The organism is Pseudomonas sp. BIOMIG1BAC, from assembly GCF_001705995.2.
GTDB classification, from domain to species: domain Bacteria; phylum Pseudomonadota; class Gammaproteobacteria; order Pseudomonadales; family Pseudomonadaceae; genus Aquipseudomonas; species Aquipseudomonas sessilinigenes.
This window is the reverse complement of sequence record NZ_CP049045.1, coordinates 2,903,760-2,923,476: the sequence shown is the minus strand read 5'-3', so window position 1 is coordinate 2,923,476 and position 19,717 is coordinate 2,903,760. Positions and strand designations below refer to the sequence as shown.

Below are 19,717 nucleotides of genomic sequence, written 5' to 3'. Positions count from 1 at the left end.
GTGATAACTCCTATCGGTTCAGGAATGCAGCAGCGAAGAAAGCGACAAGGGCTGCTGCCTGCCCCTGCCGCGTGGGGATTCAGGCTTTCAACTGGCGCATGCCATCGGCCAGCAGCCAGAGGGCGCGATTCAGTCGGATGTTTTGGTCGATGCCCTGCACCGGGCGGGTTTGCTGTCGGCGCCCGTTGGCGCTGCGGCCACGCAGCCCGCCTTGGGTCAGGTTTTCTTGGGTGCGGTTGAACACGCTCCACAGGTCGGGGCGGCGGTCGTCGAAGCGGCGCGGCATCAGGATTTGCGATTCCGTGATGGGCGCGGGCTTGTCGGGGTCGTCGTACTTGAGGGCGAGCGCGGCGCGGGCGAACACTTCGGATTCGCCATCGTCCAAGGTGATGCCGCGCATGGCATCGCGCGATTCCTTCACCCGATCGAAACCGCTCAAGACTTCGTAAGCGCCCTCAATGACCAGACCGGCCACGTCGCCTTTATGGGGCACTCGCACATCGGCCACGGTGTTGCCGCAAACAAGGCCATTGCTGCACACGAACCGGAACATTCCGGCCAGCATCTGATAGCTGCTGGTGCCGTCGTGCGAGTTCAGCAGCACGATTTCGTTGGCCTCCGCGCCGTTGATCTGGCTGGCATGGCGCAAGCGAATCATGTGTTTGGTGTGCTCGCGCTTGCCTTCGTCGCGCACGCGGGTTTGCGTCACCATGAAAGGCTGGAAGCCTTCTTTGCGAAGCTCGGTCAGCACGGCGGCGGTGGGGATATAGGCGTACCGCTGCGAACGGCTCTCGTGCGGGGCATCCGCGAAGATGGACGGGGCCACGCGGTGAATCTGGTCGTCGGACAGCGGGTAATCGCTGCGCAGCGAGGGGGAGCGGAAAGCGAAACGGGATGCGAGTTGCATGGTCTTTCTCCTGACAAAAGAGGTTTGCTGTTCACACCGCACACCGGATTTCTAGATTCGGAGCCCAGCCTTTCGGCTGTTTGGTGCGGTCGGCACGAGGAACCCGGTTGGCCCTGTTGCCACCGTCTTTCCTGAGTTCATCGCCCGCGGCCAAAGGAGCGCGCGGACGGGGGCCGTCAAGGAGCCAAGCGCAGGGTGGGTGCGGCCCGCAGGCGCAGCCGAGGACACGGCCCTGCGCGCCTTGACGGCACACGGGCGCGGGCTACGGTCGCGGGTAAGGTGATGAAGTCAGGGGAGACGGCTGGACAAGGCAACGGCCATCCCTTTGTGCTGACCGCACGCAAGCGAAGCGCGCAGGCCCGAAGCTGGAAGCCGGGCCGTAGGCGTCAGCGATGCGGAAGGCTGGCGAAGCCAGTCCCGCCAGGGATGAGCGACTAGCGAACCTGGAGCAGCGCGATCCGCGAAGCGGAGACGCAAGAGGACTCTTCGTTTACCATTTGTTTCGCAAGCTAATGATGGGAAAGCAAGAACACGGAGATCTAGAGATGATTGTCTGCATCAACCGCCTCAAACAGTTCGGAATCTTCAGCGACTTCAATGGAACGAAGATCCAAAAGTTCGGCCGGTACAACCTGGTCTATGGTTGGAATGGAACAGGCAAGTCAACGTTATCGAATCTATTCTCTTGCTTTGAGCTTCGCTCGATGGTTCCCCGCTTCAGCACGGGCCAATTTTCAGTAGTTCTGGAGGATGGCTCAACGATCACGGAATCCACACTCCACTCATCCCAATTGAATATTCATGTTTTCAATCAACGCTTCGTGCATGAGAACATTGATTGGGACAAATCCGTAAAGAGCATCCTTCTTATTGCGAAAGAGAAGATTGATGACTTGCAGAAGCTGGAGAAGCTGAAGAGCGAGCTTCAGTCGAAAAAGAAGGCTCACGACGACAAGCAAAGCGATATCAAGAAGCAGCGTGAGGCATTAGAGAAGTTCCTGACCAATGCTGCCAAGAAAATGAAGCTTGGACTTCAGGCGATTGATACGAGCGACAGTTATTACTTGAATTACGACCGCCGCAAGCTCTCCAACTTCATACAGAATAACGGCGAGACAATTATCAAGGCGGAGTCGGTTCTTCCAGATGAGAGGGTTATCGACCTTACGAATGCCGCCAAGCCAGATCAGCTTCCAAGCATTGCTTTCGCCTCAACGGCCATTGAGCCGGACTACTTTAAGAAAGCGGCGGGCCGCATCAGAGATTTGATTGGGACTACGGCGGTCAATCAAGCAATCCAGCGGCTTACCGATAACCCGGACATCCGCGAATGGGTTCAAGCAGGCTTGGAAATCCATAAAAACCACGACTCGCAATCCTGCGAGTTCTGCGGCTCTCCGTTCGCCCAGCTTCGTGCCGAGGCGCTTGCTGCCCACTTCAGCAAGGAGTTCACGGAGTTTCAGAGCCGACTTCAGAATGCGGCGACATGGATTGAATCTCAAGGCGCTCCAGCTAATCAGTTTCCCGCATCGACCGAGTTTTATAAAGAACTATCGGCCGAGGCAGAAAAGCTTCAAAAGGACTACGCAACTGCTGCTGAAAAGATCGACCAGCAAATGGACGCCTGGCGGGAAGCCCTGAAGGCCAAGATCACAGACCCTGGGAAGACAGACATTCAGATCTCGGATGTGGTTGAAGACGATGTCACCAATTTCAATGACATCCTGAAGTCGATTGTTGCTCTCGTTGGAAAGCACAACAATAAGACTTCAAATTTCAAATCTGAGACCTCAAAAAGCAAGGTGGCACTGGAGCTTCACTTTGCTGCGGCTGAGGTGCAAGAGTTTGACTATGCTGGAAGTGAGAAGAAGTGCAATGACCTTGAGTCAGAAGCAAAGAACGACCATAAGGAAATTGAAAAAATTAGTCTAGAGGTCGGAGCCATAGAAGCGGCGCTCTCGAATGAAACGGTCGGGGCAAAGGAGTTCAATGACATCCTGCATCGCTTCATTGGCCGCTCTGAGCTTTGCCTGAACTTCAATCAGAAGAAGAAAGGCTATGAGATCATCAGAAACGGGGTTGGTGAGCACGATGGGAATTTGAGCGAAGGTGAGAAGACTGCGATTGCATTTGTCTATTTCATCACGAAGCTCAAAGAAAATGGAAATAACATCAAGGATACGATCGTCGTCGTTGACGATCCGGTCTCAAGCTTTGATTCTAATCACTTGTTTCACGCCTACTCGTTTTTGAGAACGCAATGCACTGAAGCCAAGCAACTTTTTGTGCTGACTCACAACTTCACTTACTTTAAGCTAGTGAGAGACTGGTTCACTGGCACCAATAGGAATCGAGTCAAAAAAGGCAACGCCGAGAATTGCTTCTTTTATCGCCTGGATGCGCCACCTGGCTCCCCTCGTCACTCCCTACTTGTGGATGCCGACGACTCACTCAAGAACTACGGTTCCGAGTACCACTATATCTTCAAGAAGCTTTACGAATATAGGGCGCACACGACACTCAATCGAGATGAGGCGTTCTTGACCGCCAACCTCGCCCGAAAGCTTGTTGAATCGTTTTTTACCTTCAAATATCCAAGGCGGCGAAGCGACATTAGTCAATTGATGGAGGCTGGCCTAAAAGATTGCACCATCACGACACCAGAGCTTAAAGAAAAAATCTACCGCTTTATCAATAAGTATTCACATAGCGACGTTATTGAGATAACAGAGGAATCCGCAGAAAACTTGGCAGGCGAAAGCCACAGCGTCATCGGGAACATCTTCCAGTGGCTGGAAGAGGTGGACAAGAAACATTACGACGAGATGATTCAGGTTGCGACGGCCTGAGCATCAGGCCGCGAGGGCCATAGCTATGCCACCAGGCGCAGCAAAAAGGGGCCGAAGCCCCTTGGGCTAGATCAGCCCATGCTCGGCGAACGATGCCGTTTCGTTGCCCGCAACGATGATGTGATCGAGCACGCGCACGTCCACCAGACCCAACGCTTCCTTGAGCCGCTGGGTCAGCGCCCGGTCAGCCGCGCTCGGCTCGGGGTTTCCGCTCGGATGGTTGTGCGAAACGACGACCGCCGCCGCATTGAGCCGCAGCGCCTCCTTGACCACTTCGCGCGGATACACCGACGCACCGTCAATAGTGCCGTGGAACATCTCCCTGTATTCGATCAGACGATGGCGCGTATCCATGAACAGCACTACGAACACCTCATGCTCGAAGCTGGCCAACTTTGTACGCAAGTATTCCTTGACCGCCGCCGGCGAAGTGAACTCTGCTCCGCGCTGCATTTTCCGGTCAATGACCTGGCGCGCAGCTTCCAGAATGTCGTCGGCCGATGCCGGTAGATAGCGCCCGTGCGCGTCGCGCACCAGCAGACAGGAATCGAACGAGGGAAAGGACAGTTGCGACATGATCGTGCTCCGGTTGCTCGGGCGGAATTGCCCGGAACCGGCGGCAGCACGGCGCAGCGCAAGCAGTCAGGGGTCGCAGACGGCCGCCAGGACGCAAGCGCGCATGGCGCGCGCCGCCCTTGACGGCGAGAACGCCGTGATACGGTGAAGGGAACAGCAAGACCGCCCACACCCGCCCACTGCACAGAGTCGATTTTTGGCAAGCGGAGCGCGCAGGCCCGGATCAACGAGCCGGGACGGAGGCGTCAGTGATGGAAGCCCGACAGGGGCGAGACTCGCGCAGCGAAGCTCGATGCGCAGCACGACAGCGCGACGGCGGCACGCCGGGACGCCCGACTGCTTGGGACAGGACTACTCGTTGTCCGTCTTGCGCTGCTCGATTTGCAACTGCGCCCGTTGCGTTGCCTGTTGCAGCCGCTCCACCAGCACGCCCCTCGGCGGCAAGGCGGTCAGATACTCGGCAACGTGGATGCCGGACTTGTCCAGCTCCAGCAATTCGATCTGCTCGCGCTTCTTGCCGGTGCAAAGGATGATCCCGAGCGGCGAGGCTTCCTCCGGCTCCCGTTCGTGCTTGTCTAGCCACCGAAGGTAAAGCTCCATCTGCCCTTTGTAGGCCGCCTTGAAGTCACCTACCTTCAACTCCACCGCAACCAGCCGCCGCAGCTTGCGGTTGTAGAACAGAAGGTCAAGGTGGAAATCCTCGTCGTCGATCGGAATGCGCTTCTGCCGGGCGACGAATGAGAAGCCCGCGCCCAGCTCCAGCAGGAAGGACTCCATTTCACGGATGATCGCCGCTTCCAAGTCGCCTTCCTGCCAAGTGTCCCGCAGGCCCAGGAAGTCGAGGATGTACGGGTCGCGCATGACCAGGGCCGGCGACATGCGCTGCGCATCGCGCAGGGTCGCCAACTCCTGCGCTATGGTTTCTTCCGGCTTTTGGGAAAGCGCCGTGCGCTCGTACAGCATCGAGTCGATACGCTCGCGCAGCGTCCGCACGCTCCAGCGTTGGGTGCTGGCCATCTGTGCGTAGTAGTCCCGCTGGAGCGGGTCTTTCAGCGGCATCAGGGCGATGAAGTGCGTCCAGCTCAATTCTCGTATCAGTGATACGAGAATTCGCTCGTCGGGGAAGGTGGCGGCGAACTGCACCATGCGGCGCAAGTTCTGCTCTGCAAAGCTGCTGCCGTACTCCTCCACCAACTGCGCAGCCAAGGTGGGCAGAACTTCCTTGCCGTAGGCGCCCCGGCGCCTGTCCAAGACCTGCGTGTGGATGCGTTGGCCGATGCGCCAGTAGAGCATCGTAAGCTCGCTATTCACCGTCGAGGCGGCGCGCTTGCGCGCCGCCTCGATCAGTGCCCGAATGTCGCCCAGCAGCGCCGCGGGCGCTGCGAGCGATGCTGCTGATGGCCGGCGCCCGTTCATGCCACCGCCTCCGCAAGCTGCCGCGCGCCCGTGATGGCTTGGCGGCGGCTGGCCACCAGCTCGGCCGCCTCGCGCACCGGCTTGTCCTCGGTGTGGACGTAGTGCATGAACATCGCCACGGTCTTGTGGCCCGTCAGCTTCATTCCCACTTTGGTCGGCACACCGGAATTGGCAATGTCGGTGGTCGAGCGATGACGGATGCCGTGCGTGCCTACGTGCGGCACGCTGGCGGCCTTGAGCGTCCGGCACCAGCCGCCATAGTGCTCGCCAAAGGTCAGGTGCTTGGCCGGGTCGTTCGGCGACGGCAGGACGTAAGGGCAGCCTTCCAGACGCGGCGCCGTCGAAAGCAGCCGATAGGCTTCCTCGCTCATGGGCTTGGAAATGCCGCCAACCTTGCTGTCGGGCCACACCACGCGCCGGTTCTCGAAGTCCAGCCAGCTCCATTCGAGCGGGCAGATTTCGGAGCGCCGCGCCGCAAACTCGAATTGCAGCCGGATCGCCAACGGGATGACGTAGTTCTCCAGCCCCTCCGCCTCCAGTTTCTCCAACTGGCGGAAGATCCGCACCATTTCCTCGTCCACGATGAGCCGGGTTTCCTTGCCCGGCGGGTACATCGGGACGTGGCGGCACGGATTCGTACCGTCCGGGCGGAAGCCCCAGACTTCGGCCAAGTTGAACATCTTGCGCAGCACGCCGAAGGTCTTGTTGGCCTCGGTCGGCTTGTAGGCCAGCTTTTCCATGAGCCCCGCAATGTCGGGCCGCTTCACGTCATGCACCTTCTTGCGGCCCAGCAGCGGGATGATGTTGCGGTCGATGACGCCCTGGTAGCCGTCCTGCGTGCTGACCTTGTTGCGCTTCTTGGAGTAGTCCTCCATGAACTTTTTGCACAACTCGGCCATCGTGGGCGCCTTGCGCGCCTCGGCCTTGGCACCGCCGGGATCACCACCCCGGCGAACCTCGGCCAGCCAGTCCTGCGCTTTGACCCGCGCCTGTTCGACGGTTAGCTCCCCGTAGAGTCCCAGCGAGGGCTTGCGGGGCTGGCCAGAGTTCGTGCGGTACTGGAGCATGAACACCCGGCGTCCCGTCGGGGTAATCTTGCAAAGGAAGCCGGGCACGACGGTATCCCGTAGTTCGATGTCCTTCGCCTGGGGTTGCGCCGACTCTACGGCGGTCTTGGTGAGCTTGATCTTTGCCATGATGACTCCTTGGAACGACCCGGATTCCAGGAGCCAGATAGGAGCGGCGCGAGGGAGAACCGGGTCAAGTTTCAGAAAGCACCGGCATATGATGGACGCGCGTAAGCTATTGATAAACCTGTTGTATCGGGCTACGTCGCAGTCCAGCGAACTACCGGGCTGGAGTCATCGTGAAACAAAAAAAGGGGCGATCGACGATCGCCCCAAGCGTGACTACCACAAGAAAACCTATAGCGTCAGTTGCTTGCGCTCCTCTTCGGTCAGGCGGGCTCGCGCCTGGTCGTTGAGCGGCCCGGCGCCCAGCACCTGCACCGGGCTGTCCGGGTTGTAGGCCGGGGCATGGCTGGCTTCCTCCCGCGCACGCTCCACCTGCTCGGAGCCAAAACCCAGCACCTCCACGGTCACGATGGACGCCCGGCCCTGCCTCGCGGCTGTCTGCTGGTTGCGCACCGCATCTTGCGCAGCCTGGGAAGCCGCCGAGCCTGCTGCACTGGCCGAGGTCATGGCACTGGTGTTGACCGTCGCGGTCACCGGGATCCCCGAGGATTTGCCCTGGGTCTGGATATTCGCGGCGTTGACCACTTGCAAGGCTGCGACGTTGACGCTACCCGAAACCCGGATCCCCGCTTCGCCGGCATCGACCGTACCCAAAGGAGCGATCAGGTCGATATCCCCCGACGGCACTTCGGGAATCGGTGCCAGGGTCGCGATCCCCGCGCCCGTACTGGGCACCGATGGCGCCAGGCTGACGTTGCCCCAGTTGTCGTAGACCCGCTTGGGCGGGGTGTAGACCACGGTGGTCTTGGAACCCCGGCCGGCGTTGATGTCGCCCTCGGCCGACCAGCCCATGATGGCCCCACCGAAGGTGGTCATGATCCGGCTCTGCCCCAGCAGGATGCTGCCCAGGGAGTACAGCTGGATGTCCCCGGCGCCTTGGGTGATGATCCCCGCCGAAGCCGGTGGCGCGTCGCCTTCGATACCAAAGGTCTGGCTGCCGCCCGGCGTCAGCATCTGGATCTTGCCACCAAAGTTGGTATGTACCCCGGAACCACCGAACAGGGTGATATCGCCCTTGTAGGTGATCGGGTTGCCGGCCACGTCGGTCTGCGGGAACAACGCGGCAATGGCCGCCCGGCCCCGGGCGTAGCTGCCCTGGCGTACCCCACCCTCTTGGTTGTACTCGCGGCCAGCGGCCTTGAGCTCGGCAAAATACACATCCCGGGCGAACACCCGCTGCTGTTCCGCCGGCAAGGCCGCGTAGTAGGCCCGGGCCTCGGCAGCACTGCCAACGAAACCGAAGCGTTCGGCCAGCCAGGCCAGCAACTCGCTCTCGTAGGTCTTGGCCACTCGTTTGCCAACCAGGGATTCGCCGCTACCGGCCAGGTTGGCCGGGTCGAGGTAGGCCTCGACGAAGCGTCGATAATCCGGCCCGCTGGCCCCAACCCCGGCCTGCATCACGATGCTCGCCCCCGGGCGGCTGTCACCCGGCACCACGGCGCCGAGGCTGGTGACGCTGACCTTGTCCTCCATCAGGATGTTGCGCCCCGCCGTCAGCTCCAGGGTACCGGGGCCGGCGACGTTGAAGTTGCTGTAGAGGACGTCGCGTCCGGCACTGACGATGGAGATATCGTTGGGGTTGTCGTGGATGAACAGGTTGCCAGTGAAGGTGTAATAGCCAAGCTCATTACCTCCTACTCGAGCACCGTCCTGGGAGGTTCCACTGCTGACGATATCGCGCCCGGCCATCATCCATACCGGACCGCCACCCTCATAACGAGTCTGGCCAAAACGCCGATCGCTATCGGTGAACACCAGGCTACGACCACTGCCGACCGCCAGCAGGTCGCCCTTGAGCGCATAAAAACGCGCCGGGCCGCTATTGCGTTGCCAGCCCCCCGTGGCCGAAGGAGAACCGAAAGTGAACAGTGGATAGCTGTCGCCGGCAAGGTTCGCATCCGCGGACAGGTTGCCCATCCCGGGGATCAGCACTCCGTTCCCATTCCTCGCCTCATAGGCCGGGTTGAAAGGTGTCGCCAGGGTGGTGGGCGCGGCGAAAGACTGGTTGATGGACAGGTTCCCGCCATAGATCGAATCTCCCGCCAACAACTGCAGCTGGCTGTTGTTCGAAGGCGCTAGCACCAGGGTCGAGCGGTTGTTGTTCACCGTACCGACCCCTTTCGCGCTGCCGTAGTACAGGCTGCCGCTGGCGGCCGTTACCCGCAGGATCGACGGATAAACGACGGCGAGGTCGGATTCCACCGCCGTCATCATCGGCGTGGCATTGCCGCCTGCGGAATACAGGTCGATGGCGGTGCGGTCGGTCCATAGGGAGAACCAGGTTTTCCCGGAACCCTGGATACCCTCCAGGGCATAACCGTTCATCAACGAGGTGCGTCCCGGATCGATCACGCTTTGCAGTACCAGGTCACCGCGGGTCGACAGATTGAAAGTGGCATCGCCCGGCACCAGGGTGATCCCCCCTGCCGCCAGGGCCGTAGTGGCTCGTACAGGATCGAAGGCCCGGGTTTCTCCCGCGCTGCGGTCTTCCGGACGGCTGCCATAGTGCAGGTCCAGGCTGCCCACCGAAGCCCCGAGCACCTGGGCATTGCCGCGCAGATTCAGCAGTACGCCGTCAGTCTGGCTTTGCTTGGTGAGGCTGCTGCCTGGGTTCAGGCCGCCACCCACCTCAAAGCGCAGGTCTCCGCCACCGGTCAATTGCAGTCCGCCATCGGCGGTGACCCTGCCGGTGCTGCCGACCGCCAGCACCAGCCCCTGGGTACGTGGGTTGGCCGATCGTTCCAGCACGCTGCCGGCCAGCGGTTTCAGCACGCCGGCATCGCCGGCCACCCGCACATCGAGGTTGCCGCCGCCCAGGGTGCCGAAACCGGTAAAGCCCACCAACTGGTCGGCGGTGGCGGTGGCGGTGTAGCTGCCGAAGTTGATCCACCAGGCCGTCGGCAAGGACTGCCCTCCCCCCTGGCGCCACAACCAGTTGCCGACCTGGGTCGAGTCATGACCGCTGTCCTGGGGATTGGGCCGGGCCTGGGACTCCGCGGCGGTATCCACGATATTGCCGGTCAGGTTGCCGCCGACCCGCAGGCTCAGGTTGCCACCCCCATCGGGATACCAGGCGCGGTACAGGCTTTCGCTACCGCCATCGACGAACTTCTCGAAGTAGCTGTTCACGTCGTTGAGCACCGTGGTGCCCCGCCCTGGAGCCTTGGCCTGGTTGTAAGGAGAACCTGGCGCAGTGGCCAGTGACGAAGTACCCGCGGTGTAAACCCCATACAGCGAGTCCATGCTCAGGTTGCCGGCACTGAGCAGTTCCAGATCGCCAGTCCCGGTGCGGATCACGCTGAAGCGGGTACTGCCCGGCATCGGGGCATACTCCTTGTTGCTCAAGGAGATGCAATAGGCCGGGGACGCAGCACAAAAGTCACTGATGCTGCCCAGGCCCAGGTCGTCGAGGACCTTCTGGTCGATCGGGTCGCCCTCCTTGACCACAACGCCCAGGTCCGCCAGGTCGTGTACGACCAGGGCGCTCCAGCCGTAGTTGACCCTGATTGCGCAGTAGACAGGGCTGGCACCGCAGAAGTCGTCGATCGAACCCATGCCCAGATCGTCGAGGAGCTTCTGGTCCACTGGATCGCCAAGCTTGACATCGATCCCCATGGCCGCGAGGTCGTTGACCGCGTCCTGGGTCCAGGTCTGTACGCCCTTGGCCGGCACCTCCTTGGCGAACATGCCGTAGTGACTGTCGGCCAGATGCAGGTCGCCCTGGCTCGGATTGGCTTGCAGGATGCGGCTGTCGGCCGCCTCGGTATCCCCCCCGGCCACCAGGCGCAGGGACCAGGACTGCGAGCCCTCGGCGAGCATCGGCGCAATGGCCCAGAGCTTGCCCTGGCGCCCCACCTCCTCCGTACGCAAGGCGATGGAGCTGACGCCGTCCGGCAGCTTGACGTTGGTGCCGGAAGGAATCAGCGCGCCTTTGGCCAACGGCTGGCTGCCATCGAGCAACACCTGGCCGCCAACGGCCGTTGGCAGGCCCACGCCCTTGGGCCAGGTCATGGCCTTGACCCGGGTGTTCTGGGCCAGCAGGCTGCCGGCCTCGAGTTGGGTCCCGGCGTCCAGGGTCTGGGCTTCGCCGAGCAGGGTCCCGGCGGCGAACAGCAAGTTGCCGGCGGCATCACGGATGGCCGCTGCCAGTACGGTGCCGGCCGGCAGGACCAGGCTCTGGTCGAGGATCGCGGTCACCGGCAAGCGGGTACCCGCCGCCAGGGTCAGGCCCTTGATCGGCAGGTCATAGTTGAGGGTCGCGCCGGTGGGGAAGCTGGTGCCATCGGCCAGGGTCACCCCGGTGCCCGGCACGATGATGTTGCCACCGGTGAAGTCCACGCCTGGCAACAGCACCCAGCCCTTGTCGTCCACGGTCTGCGGTGGCGGGGCGAAGCCGTCGTTGATGCTGCCGTAGATACTCAGCTCGCCACCGGCGCGCAACACCAGGGCTCCGACCTCGCCCGAGCCATACACCGAAGTCTTCTGGCTGTGGGGGTTGACGCTGGCATAGCGGTAGCCGGACAGGTCCAGGTCGCCCTGCACCACCAGGTCGCCGTCAGGGGTCTTGCTGATGATCTGGACCCCGGGGCGTAGGTGGAAGGCGTCGGCATAACCTGCGTTGTTCAGCCCGGCCAGCTTGTTCTGCATCAGGTCGCTGTTCTGCAGGGCCGCGTTGATGAAGGCGCTGCTCAGCTGGTGCTTCTGGTCCAGGTAATCCTGGGTGATTTCCTGATAGGGACGGCCGCTGGCGGCATCGTTCTTCTGCGGCGCATCGTCATAGCTGACCATGCCGTTGACCGCGATCGAGCGCGCGCCCTGGATATCCAGGCGGCCTCGGGCATCGATGGCAATATCGTCGCTGCTGCCGTCGGGCTTGAATATCCGTGGGGCATTGAGCTCCAGGGTGCCACGGCTGCGGCCGTCGTTTTGTCCCGCAGCGCCACCGACCGCCACCTCCGTGCCATGGCGCAGGTCGATGCGCGCGCCCTCGGCCAGGGTCAACTGGCCCTTGCCAGACCCCAGCACCACCGTGGCGCGGTTGGGCGCATCGATGATCTTGCCGTAGCTGTCCACCCGCAGCTTGCTGCCATGGGCATCGAGCACCGCGCCGGAGTCCAGGGCCAGGCCCTTGCCAGCCGCCAGGTTGATGCTGCCGACCCGCTCGCCACTGGCGTCCACCAGGCCGTTGACCCGCAGGCTGCCGTTATCCAGGGAGACGTTGATGCTGTTGGCCTTCAGGCCATTGCCGATGGTCAGGTCGCCCTGCTTGAGCTGGAAGCTGCGCGCGCCATACACCTGGCCCTGGTTCAGGCGCTGGTTGAGAGCAGCGAACTGCTCGTCCAGGGTACCGCTGCCACCCAGGCGCTGGGCCTGGATTTCCACCGCGCCGCCCAGGTACGGCACCCGGGTACCGCCGGCATCGTAAGAGCCGCTGCTGGCGCCAAGGATCTTGCCCGCCAGGTCCACCAGGCCGGCACCACTGTCCAGGGCCACCGCGCGCAATTTGCCGGCCTGGTTGTTCTGCGCCGACAGGTCGATGCTCGAACCCGCCGCCTGCAATACATTGCCAGTACGGCTCTGCAGCAGCACCTCACCGCCGGCTCCGTACTTGGTCAGATCGTTGAAGGCGATGGCACGCCCGGCCACATCGATCAGCCCAGTGTCGGTGAGCTGCACATCGCCACGGGCATCCAGGGTCACCTTGCCGCTGGGCAGGACCACGGCGCTGGCCAGGCGGATACTGTCACCGCTCAAGGACAACTCGGCGCCCTGGCCATTGGCCTGGCCACGAGGGCCGGCCATGGCCCCGATATCGATGGCGCCACCGGCCGTGATGCGATTCACCGAACCGGCTTCGCCGGTCATCAACGGCGTGCGGATAGTCAGGTTGCCACCGCTGTAGGCAAAACCCTTGAGCGGATCGTAGGCACCCTGGCTCTGGTACACCGCGAGGCTGCCCTTGTGGTTGGCAGTGATGCGCTGGCTGGCGTTGAGGTTGACGTTGGCGAACCCCAGGGCCAGGCGATCGAAAGTCTTGGTGGTGCTCGGCTGGGCGAAGGCACCGTAGCCGAACTCGATGCGCTCGGCGTTGATATCCAGGCGCCCACTGCCCGTCCCGGCGCCGCCGGCCACCACCGCCCCGGCCGGATTCACAGCCCCCTGCCAGATCAGGTTGGCGGTGTGGATAGTGGCCACGTCATTGGCACCACCGGCGCCGTAGATGGCCGGAGTCGAGAGCATGAGGTTGCTCAGCAACGATTTGCCGGTCACCGGATCGTAGGTATCCAGGCCCGCACTGCCGTAGAAGTTGAAGCTGTCCCGGGCCGAGAGTTGCAGGGTCTCCAGGGCCGGGGCGCCGAACTGGGTATCGCCGCGCAACAGGCGATCCAGCACTTGCTGGGTCAGGGTCATGCCGGCCGGCAGGCGATTACCCGCGGCTGCCGCAGCCAGGGCTTCGGGGCTGCCCACATTGATGCTGCTCAAGCCCAGATTCAGGTGCCGGGTGCCATAGCGTACCTGGTCGCCCAGCTCGAAGGTCTTGTCGGTCAAGGCAACGATGCTGCCCTCGGAGTACAGCGCGGTTTGTCCGGCGCAAAGGCTGGTGCTGCAGCTACCCACCCGGATACCGCCACTGGACTGCTGGGTCGCAGGCGCACTCACCACATTGAGCAAGCCATTGGACACCGCCAGCATGTTGCCCACCTGGTAAACGAAGCCATCCCGCGCGTCATAGCTGGCCTTGCCACGGCCGATGGTGTTGATCGAGGCGCCCTGCTCCACCAGGATCTTGCCGGTGTTGGCCACCAGGAACACCTCCGGCGCCGCCAGGGCCGCGCCCTGGCGCAGGATGATCGAGCCATTGCTGGTGCTGGTGCCCTCGGCCAGGGTGATAAGGTTACCGCTCTGGCCGTACTTGACCAGGGTCAGGCCGCCGAGCATCAGGCGGGCAGCACCCAGGGCATTGAGGCTGTCGGCATCCAGGGTGATCCCGGTAAACCCGTCAGTGGCCGACTGCCCGGCCTTCACCACTTCGATGCCGTCACCATCGCTCCTGCTCAATACCGAAACAGTACCGCCAAAGCCTCCCGCTGCGGCCTCGAAACGGCCAGTACCCTGGAAGGAAAACGCCTCGGTTCCGGCACCGGTTTCCAGCGCCAGCTTCAGGGTCTTGGCATCTACCGGCAATAGCGGCCGTGGCACGCCGAGCCTGGCCGCGTCGGCCATGGCGAACTGCGCGTAGCTGGTCTCGTTGTACTGCGAATAACGACGCAAGGTATCGGCCGAGGTCAGGATCAACTGGCTGGCGATACTGTTGCCGATCCCGGTGTTGGCGATGGACAAGCGCCCGGCGGTGGCCCAGGAACCATTGCGCATCTGCTGGGCTGAGCCCTCGCTGCCAAGTCCCGCCAGGCCGTTGATCTCCACACGGAAGGCCCCCGGCATCAGGGCGTAGGTGGACGGCATCAGGGTATAGGTACCCGCCGCCAGCCCCGGAACCCCGGCACCAATGGTCACCTGCTGGCCGATCATCGGGTCCACCGCGCCGCCTTCCGGTGCCACCGGCGCGTAGCCGGGTTGGGTGCCGGGGACAATGGCGTAGATCGGGTTGCTGGCCAGGCCCGGCAGGACCAGGCCGCCGTTGGTGCCGATCTGCACCAGTGGGTTGTAGCGAGCATCGGTGGAGCCGCCACGGCCGGAGATGAAGCCAGCGCCCAGCAACTCGCCACCGCCGGACAGGTCCAGGGTCGCCCCTTGCTGCACCTTCACCGACTTGCCGCCCAGGATCACGCCGACACTCAGCTCGCTGTTTTCATTGACCATCCCGCCCTGGCCCACGAAGTTCACGGTCTTGCCGTTGTACTTGTAGAGCTGGCCATCGACGGTACCGCCATAAGGCAGCACCAGGCCCTTGCCGCTGACCGAGGTCAGGCTGCCCGGTAGCAATTGGACTTTGCTGCTGCCCAGGTTGCCGATCTCGATCAGGCCCAGGGGCGCGCGCAGCACGCCGCCCTGCTTGATGGTCGCGGCGCCCAGTTGCAGGCGGCCGAAGGCCGAGTACGGCACGGCCAGGTCAGCGTTGCCATTACGCGCAATGGTCAAGGTCCGTACCGGGTCGAAATCGATACTGGCACCCGAAGGCTCGCCTCGATAACCGGCGATCACCCGAGCCCCGACCTCGGTGCCCGGGTACAACTGCGCGGCGCGCAGGGTCATATCGCCCTGGGTCAACAGCTGGGTGCTGATGCCCTTGGCGATCACATCGGCGCCGACACCGGCGAGGAAGCGCAGATCGCCCTGGCTGTCGAGTTGGACGTGATCGAAGCCACGGCGCTCGATGTTCACCAGGCTGCTGTCGGCTAGGCGCAAGTCGCCCTTGCTGCCAAACATCACGTTGCCACGCACATCGATCTGGTTGCCGCTGGCGTTAAACAGTGCCTGGCTAGAGCGTTGCGATGGTTTGCCGACGGCCACCACCGGGCGGACATACAGGTCCTTGGCCTCCAGGGGCGCGAGAATGCCCGCCAGCAACAGGTAAGGCGCCGACAGCTTGACCCGAGTCTTGGCCGCGGCATCTTCCGCCAGGCTCAGGGCGCCGCTGTACAGGCGCAGGCTCTGGGCCAGGTTCAGCGACACATCGCCATCGAAGCTCAACAGGCCGTTGCTCAGCAAGGCCAGGTTGTCGAAGCCGCCGGCCGCCACCTGATCCGCACCGAGGCGGCCATGGCCATACTCCAGAGCGCTGGCCGCAGACTCTGGCGATCCGGGCAGGACGTTGGCCTGGTGAGTCTGGCTGAGTACCAATTCGCGGGCCTTGAGCACCCGGTCGGTCACCGCGTTCTTGGTGTAGTACGGACTCTCCAGGGCCACGGACAAACTACCGCCTGCTGCGCCAGTACCACCCGCTCGGGCGACGAAGCTGCCGTCCAGGTAAAGGCCATTGTTGGAAGCAAAACTGATGCTGCCGCCCTGGCTGGCCACCTGCACCCGGCCTTGACCGGGAATGTCCAGGGCCGCCTGGGTGCCCGATGCATCCAGCCGTGCGCCATCGCGCACCACCACGAACAGGTCACTGGCCTTGGCGATACCTGTGGCCAGGTTGATCTCGCCGCCGATGGAAATCTTGCCGCCATTGCGCACCTGGCCGTAACTGCGCCCCTGGCTGTCCACCGCGCTTACCGCCCGGGCTGCGACATCGATGAGCGCCTGCTCGGCGACCCAGATCGAGCGCCCATGGCCTGCGGCATTGGCCGCCTCGGAACTGGCCACCGTGAGGCCACCCAGGCTAACGCTACCGCCCCAGGCATTGAGGATACCGCTCAGGGTCAACTGACCGACGCTGCGCAGGTTGATGGCCTGGCCGGGATCGACGCTGATCACCGCGCCCTTGCCGACCTCGAGCGCGGTGCTCGCCAGTTGCGCCCCGGTGGAATACTGGTTGCCGGCGGTCAGGGTCAATCCGGCGCCACGGCGCTGGGTCAGCACGCTCTTGGCCGGATCTTCCTGGTACAGGTCCGGCAGCCAACGCTCCAGCACACTGCCCGGGTCGCTCCCGGTGACGGCATTGGTGGCCTGGGAGCCAAAGCGATAGATCGGGACATTGACCTCGACCTTGGCGCCGTCGGCCACCTTCAGCCCTTCGTTACCCGTGATGTCATAGGCCGAGAAGCCTTTGTTGAAGAAGTCTTGCGCCAGTTGCACGGTGCCCGCCTCGGGCACGGTGCTGCCGGCACCGATCAGTACCTTGTGTGCCTGCAGCGCCAGGGTGCCGCCGCCGTTGACACCATAGCCGCGCAGCTCCCCGGACAAGTCCAGCTTGCCGTCCGCCGCCAGGGTCACGTCGCCGCCCTTGCCACCTGTGGTCTTGCCATCGAAGCCGATGGTCGCGCCGGAGCCGGCATCCACCAGGGAGGTGCTGGCCAGGTTGAGGTCGCCGCTGCTGCGCAGCGATACCTTGCCGCCGTTGATAAAGGGCACGCCAAGGTTGTTCGAGGGGTCCAGGACCAGGTTGTTCCAGCGCCCGGAGGCATCCAGCTTGATCCCGCTGGCCACATCGACCCGAGCCTGGGCATTGCCGGTAGGCGCCAAGATCACGTCACCGACCACGAAGTTGCGGTTGACATCCACCTGGTTCAGTACGTTACCAGCGTTGATGCTGCCGCCATGGGCCGTGAGGTTGGCGTTGATCTTGACCTGGGGACCGAACAGGGTGATGTCGCCGCCGTCGGCCACGGTCAACGCGCCGTTGACCTGGATCTGTTGCCGGGCGCCGACCTTGATCGCCCCCAGCTGCTGGGCATTGAGCTGGTCGCTGTCGAGCACCAAGCGCCCCTGGCGATCGGCGGGCAAGGCGCTGCCCAGGTCCAGGCCGTCGGCGATCTTCTGCTGGTTAGCCGCGATCAGCACCTGGTCCACGGTGGGGTTCAGGGCATAGCGCAGGGTGCCATTGGCCTTGTTGTAGATCGGCGTGTAGTTGCCGATGATCAGTTGCGCCCGCTGGGCCGCGGCCTTGTGGGACTGTTGGTAGCCATCGAGATTGACGTTGGGCGCCTGGGTCTGGCGGTCGCCCTTGTACACATCGCTGAGCAGCTGCCCCTCGAGCACCGCGTTGCCGGTGCCGATCACCAGCTTGCCGGCATCACGGCCCACCGTGTAGCCCGCCTCGTAGCGCTGCTGCTGGGCGATCAGCGGATTGTAGTAATAGTCGGTGCGGCCCCAGCGCGGGCTGCTGTCCACATAGCCCTTGTAGATCCCGGTGTAGAGCAGGTCTCCCGGGGCCCGGGACAATTCATACAGGCGCCCGTCCACGCCCTTAAGCCAGGTCTGCTGGATGTAGCCGTCCTGCACGTCCACCGTGCCACCGGACAGGTTCAGCTGAGCACCGGACTGAGTCACCACCTCCTTGCCGGTGAACGTCAGGGTGCCGCCCTGGGCCATCCACTCACCGACGTTATGCCGCTGGGTGCCCAGGTAGCCGCCCACTTCCAGCAGGCCACCGGCGGTGTACCAGCGATCGGTGGCGTAGCCATTGGTGCCGGCCGGCACGAACACCAGCTCTCGCAGGTCGACCCAGACATCGCTGTTGATCAGCTTGCCGCTATCGCGGTTGCCCGCCGAATCACGCTGCTCATTGCCCTGGACATTGATTTTGACGTTGTTGGACTCCATCGCCACCTTGACCCCGAGGGCGCCGGCGACATCGATCACCGCACCGTCGCGCACCAGGCTGCGCTGGCCGGCGCTGACCGCTACCTGGCCGCCGGTGGCCAGGGTGATGGAGCCCTTCTGGAAATCCACGGTGCCGCCGCTGACGATCTCCACCCGGGACTGGTCGGTACGGTCGGCAACGCCGCTGAGGTTGTTGAACTGGCCGGTGATCAGGTTGGTCGGGCTGCCGTCGAGGTTGCCCAGGCCACTGTTGCGCTGGCTGTCCAGGGCGGTATTGCCGCTGCTGTCCAGGAGAATCGCCGTGGTGCTGCCCTGCCCCAGGGTCACGCTACCCGTGCTGTCGCTGGCGGCATTGAGCAAGTGGATGGTGCCCCGGGTATCTACCGAGGTGCTGGCCAGGGCCACGCCGTTCTGCTGCACCTGGTGCCCGGTCAGGGTGATGTCGCCGGTGGAGGCCATGATCAACCCACTGTTGCTGACCTTGCCTGCGCTACTGCCGGGCTTGAGCGAGGTAGCCACTTCATTGCCACGGGTGGTGGAGCGCTGGTTGCCCTCGGTCCCCACCCCGCGGCGGATGTAGAAACTGTCGCCCGCGGCCAGGGCGGTCTGGCCCTTGGCGGTGACGATGGTCCCGGCGTTCTCCACCTCCGAGCCCAGCATCAGGACATAGCCACCGGCATCGGTGGAGGTCGCCGGGGCATGGGTCTGGATCAGCGCCCCACCCTGGACCTGGACCTTGCCTGCCGCATCGCTGAAGGTCGGCTGGGTACCGCTGGCATCCACATAGAGCCCACGCTTGCTGAACTGCTCGTCGCTGATGGTCGCCGCGGCCGCCACCAGGTTACGCACGTTGACCTGGCTGGTACCGCTGAAGATCACCCCGTTGCGGTTCATGATCATCACCGTGCCGGCACCCTTGATCTGCCCCTGGATCTCGCTGGGCCGACCATTGGGGTCATTGATCTTGTTCAGCAGCGCCCAATTGGACTGCTGCTGGAAATCCACCGTGGTATTGCGCCCGACGTTGAAGGTCTCCCAGTTGAGGATGGCCTTGTCGGCGGTTTGTTCGATGGTCACCGTGGTCTTGCCGCCGGACTGGCTCTGCACCGGGCCCTTGGCGTTGATCCAGCCCTGGGTCAGGCTGTTGTCGACCTTGAGCCCGCCCTGGCCAAGGCCGTCGGGAATGCGGCTGACCGTGCCGAGCGCGGCCTGGCGAGCGGCGGCCTGGGCCGCTTGTTGGGCGGCGATGGCCGCCACCGTGGAGTTGAGGTTGCCCAGGGAACGCTGCAACTGCTGGTTGACCTGGGCCTGCTGGGACAACGGTGGCGGCATGCCCGGCACCTGGGCACCGGGCCGCGCCGCAGTGGCCGCCTGGGAGGCGCCCTTGTCGGCGAACCAGCCGGAACTGAACGCCGGGGCTGCGTGGGCACTGCCGGCCATGAGCAACAGGGCGATGGCCTGGGCCAGGGGCTTGAGCCGCAGGATCGGCGCCTGGGAGTCCAGGCCAGGGGTATTAACCGGTGGTTTGCAGCGAACCATTACTACTCATC

General features: G+C 63.4%; 6 protein-coding genes. 1 reads left to right on the top strand and 5 read right to left on the bottom strand.

Annotation, left to right across the window (positions count from 1 at the left end):
• Positions 1–79: 79 nt before the first annotated feature.
• The gene (locus ATY02_RS13930) at positions 80–907 is read right to left on the bottom strand and encodes a DUF932 domain-containing protein (protein ID WP_003092327.1); all 828 of its coding nucleotides are present in this window, start codon (positions 905–907) and stop codon (positions 80–82) included.
• Between the two features lie 392 nt (positions 908–1,299).
• Here ATY02_RS13930 and ATY02_RS13925 point away from each other — a divergent pair, with 392 nt between their 5' ends.
• Positions 1,300–3,756 carry an ATP-binding protein gene (locus ATY02_RS13925; protein WP_016487840.1) on the top strand — a complete coding sequence of 819 codons (2,457 nt, stop codon included), beginning with the start codon at positions 1,300–1,302 and terminating at the stop codon, positions 3,754–3,756.
• Between the two features lie 66 nt (positions 3,757–3,822).
• Here ATY02_RS13925 and radC read toward each other — a convergent pair whose 3' ends face one another.
• From radC to ATY02_RS13905, 4 genes are all read right to left on the bottom strand, one after another.
• Positions 3,823–4,332, bottom strand: a complete 510-nt coding sequence (gene radC, locus ATY02_RS13920; protein ID WP_016487841.1) for a RadC family protein — start codon at positions 4,330–4,332, stop codon at positions 3,823–3,825.
• A 351-nt stretch (positions 4,333–4,683) separates the two neighbouring features.
• A complete protein-coding gene (locus ATY02_RS13915) occupies positions 4,684–5,748 on the bottom strand; it encodes a PDDEXK nuclease domain-containing protein (RefSeq protein ID WP_016487843.1) in 1,065 nt (354 codons plus the stop codon).
• Positions 5,745–6,944: a tyrosine-type recombinase/integrase gene (locus ATY02_RS13910; protein WP_014603550.1), complete on the bottom strand. Its 1,200-nt coding sequence runs from the start codon at positions 6,942–6,944 to the stop codon at positions 5,745–5,747. The genes ATY02_RS13915 and ATY02_RS13910 overlap by 4 nt, the downstream gene beginning before the upstream one ends.
• Positions 6,945–7,172: 228 nt before the next feature.
• Positions 7,173–19,706, bottom strand: coding sequence for a filamentous haemagglutinin family protein (locus ATY02_RS13905; protein WP_068588906.1), 12,534 nt, complete (start codon positions 19,704–19,706; stop codon positions 7,173–7,175).
• Between the last annotated feature and the right edge of the window lie 11 nt (positions 19,707–19,717).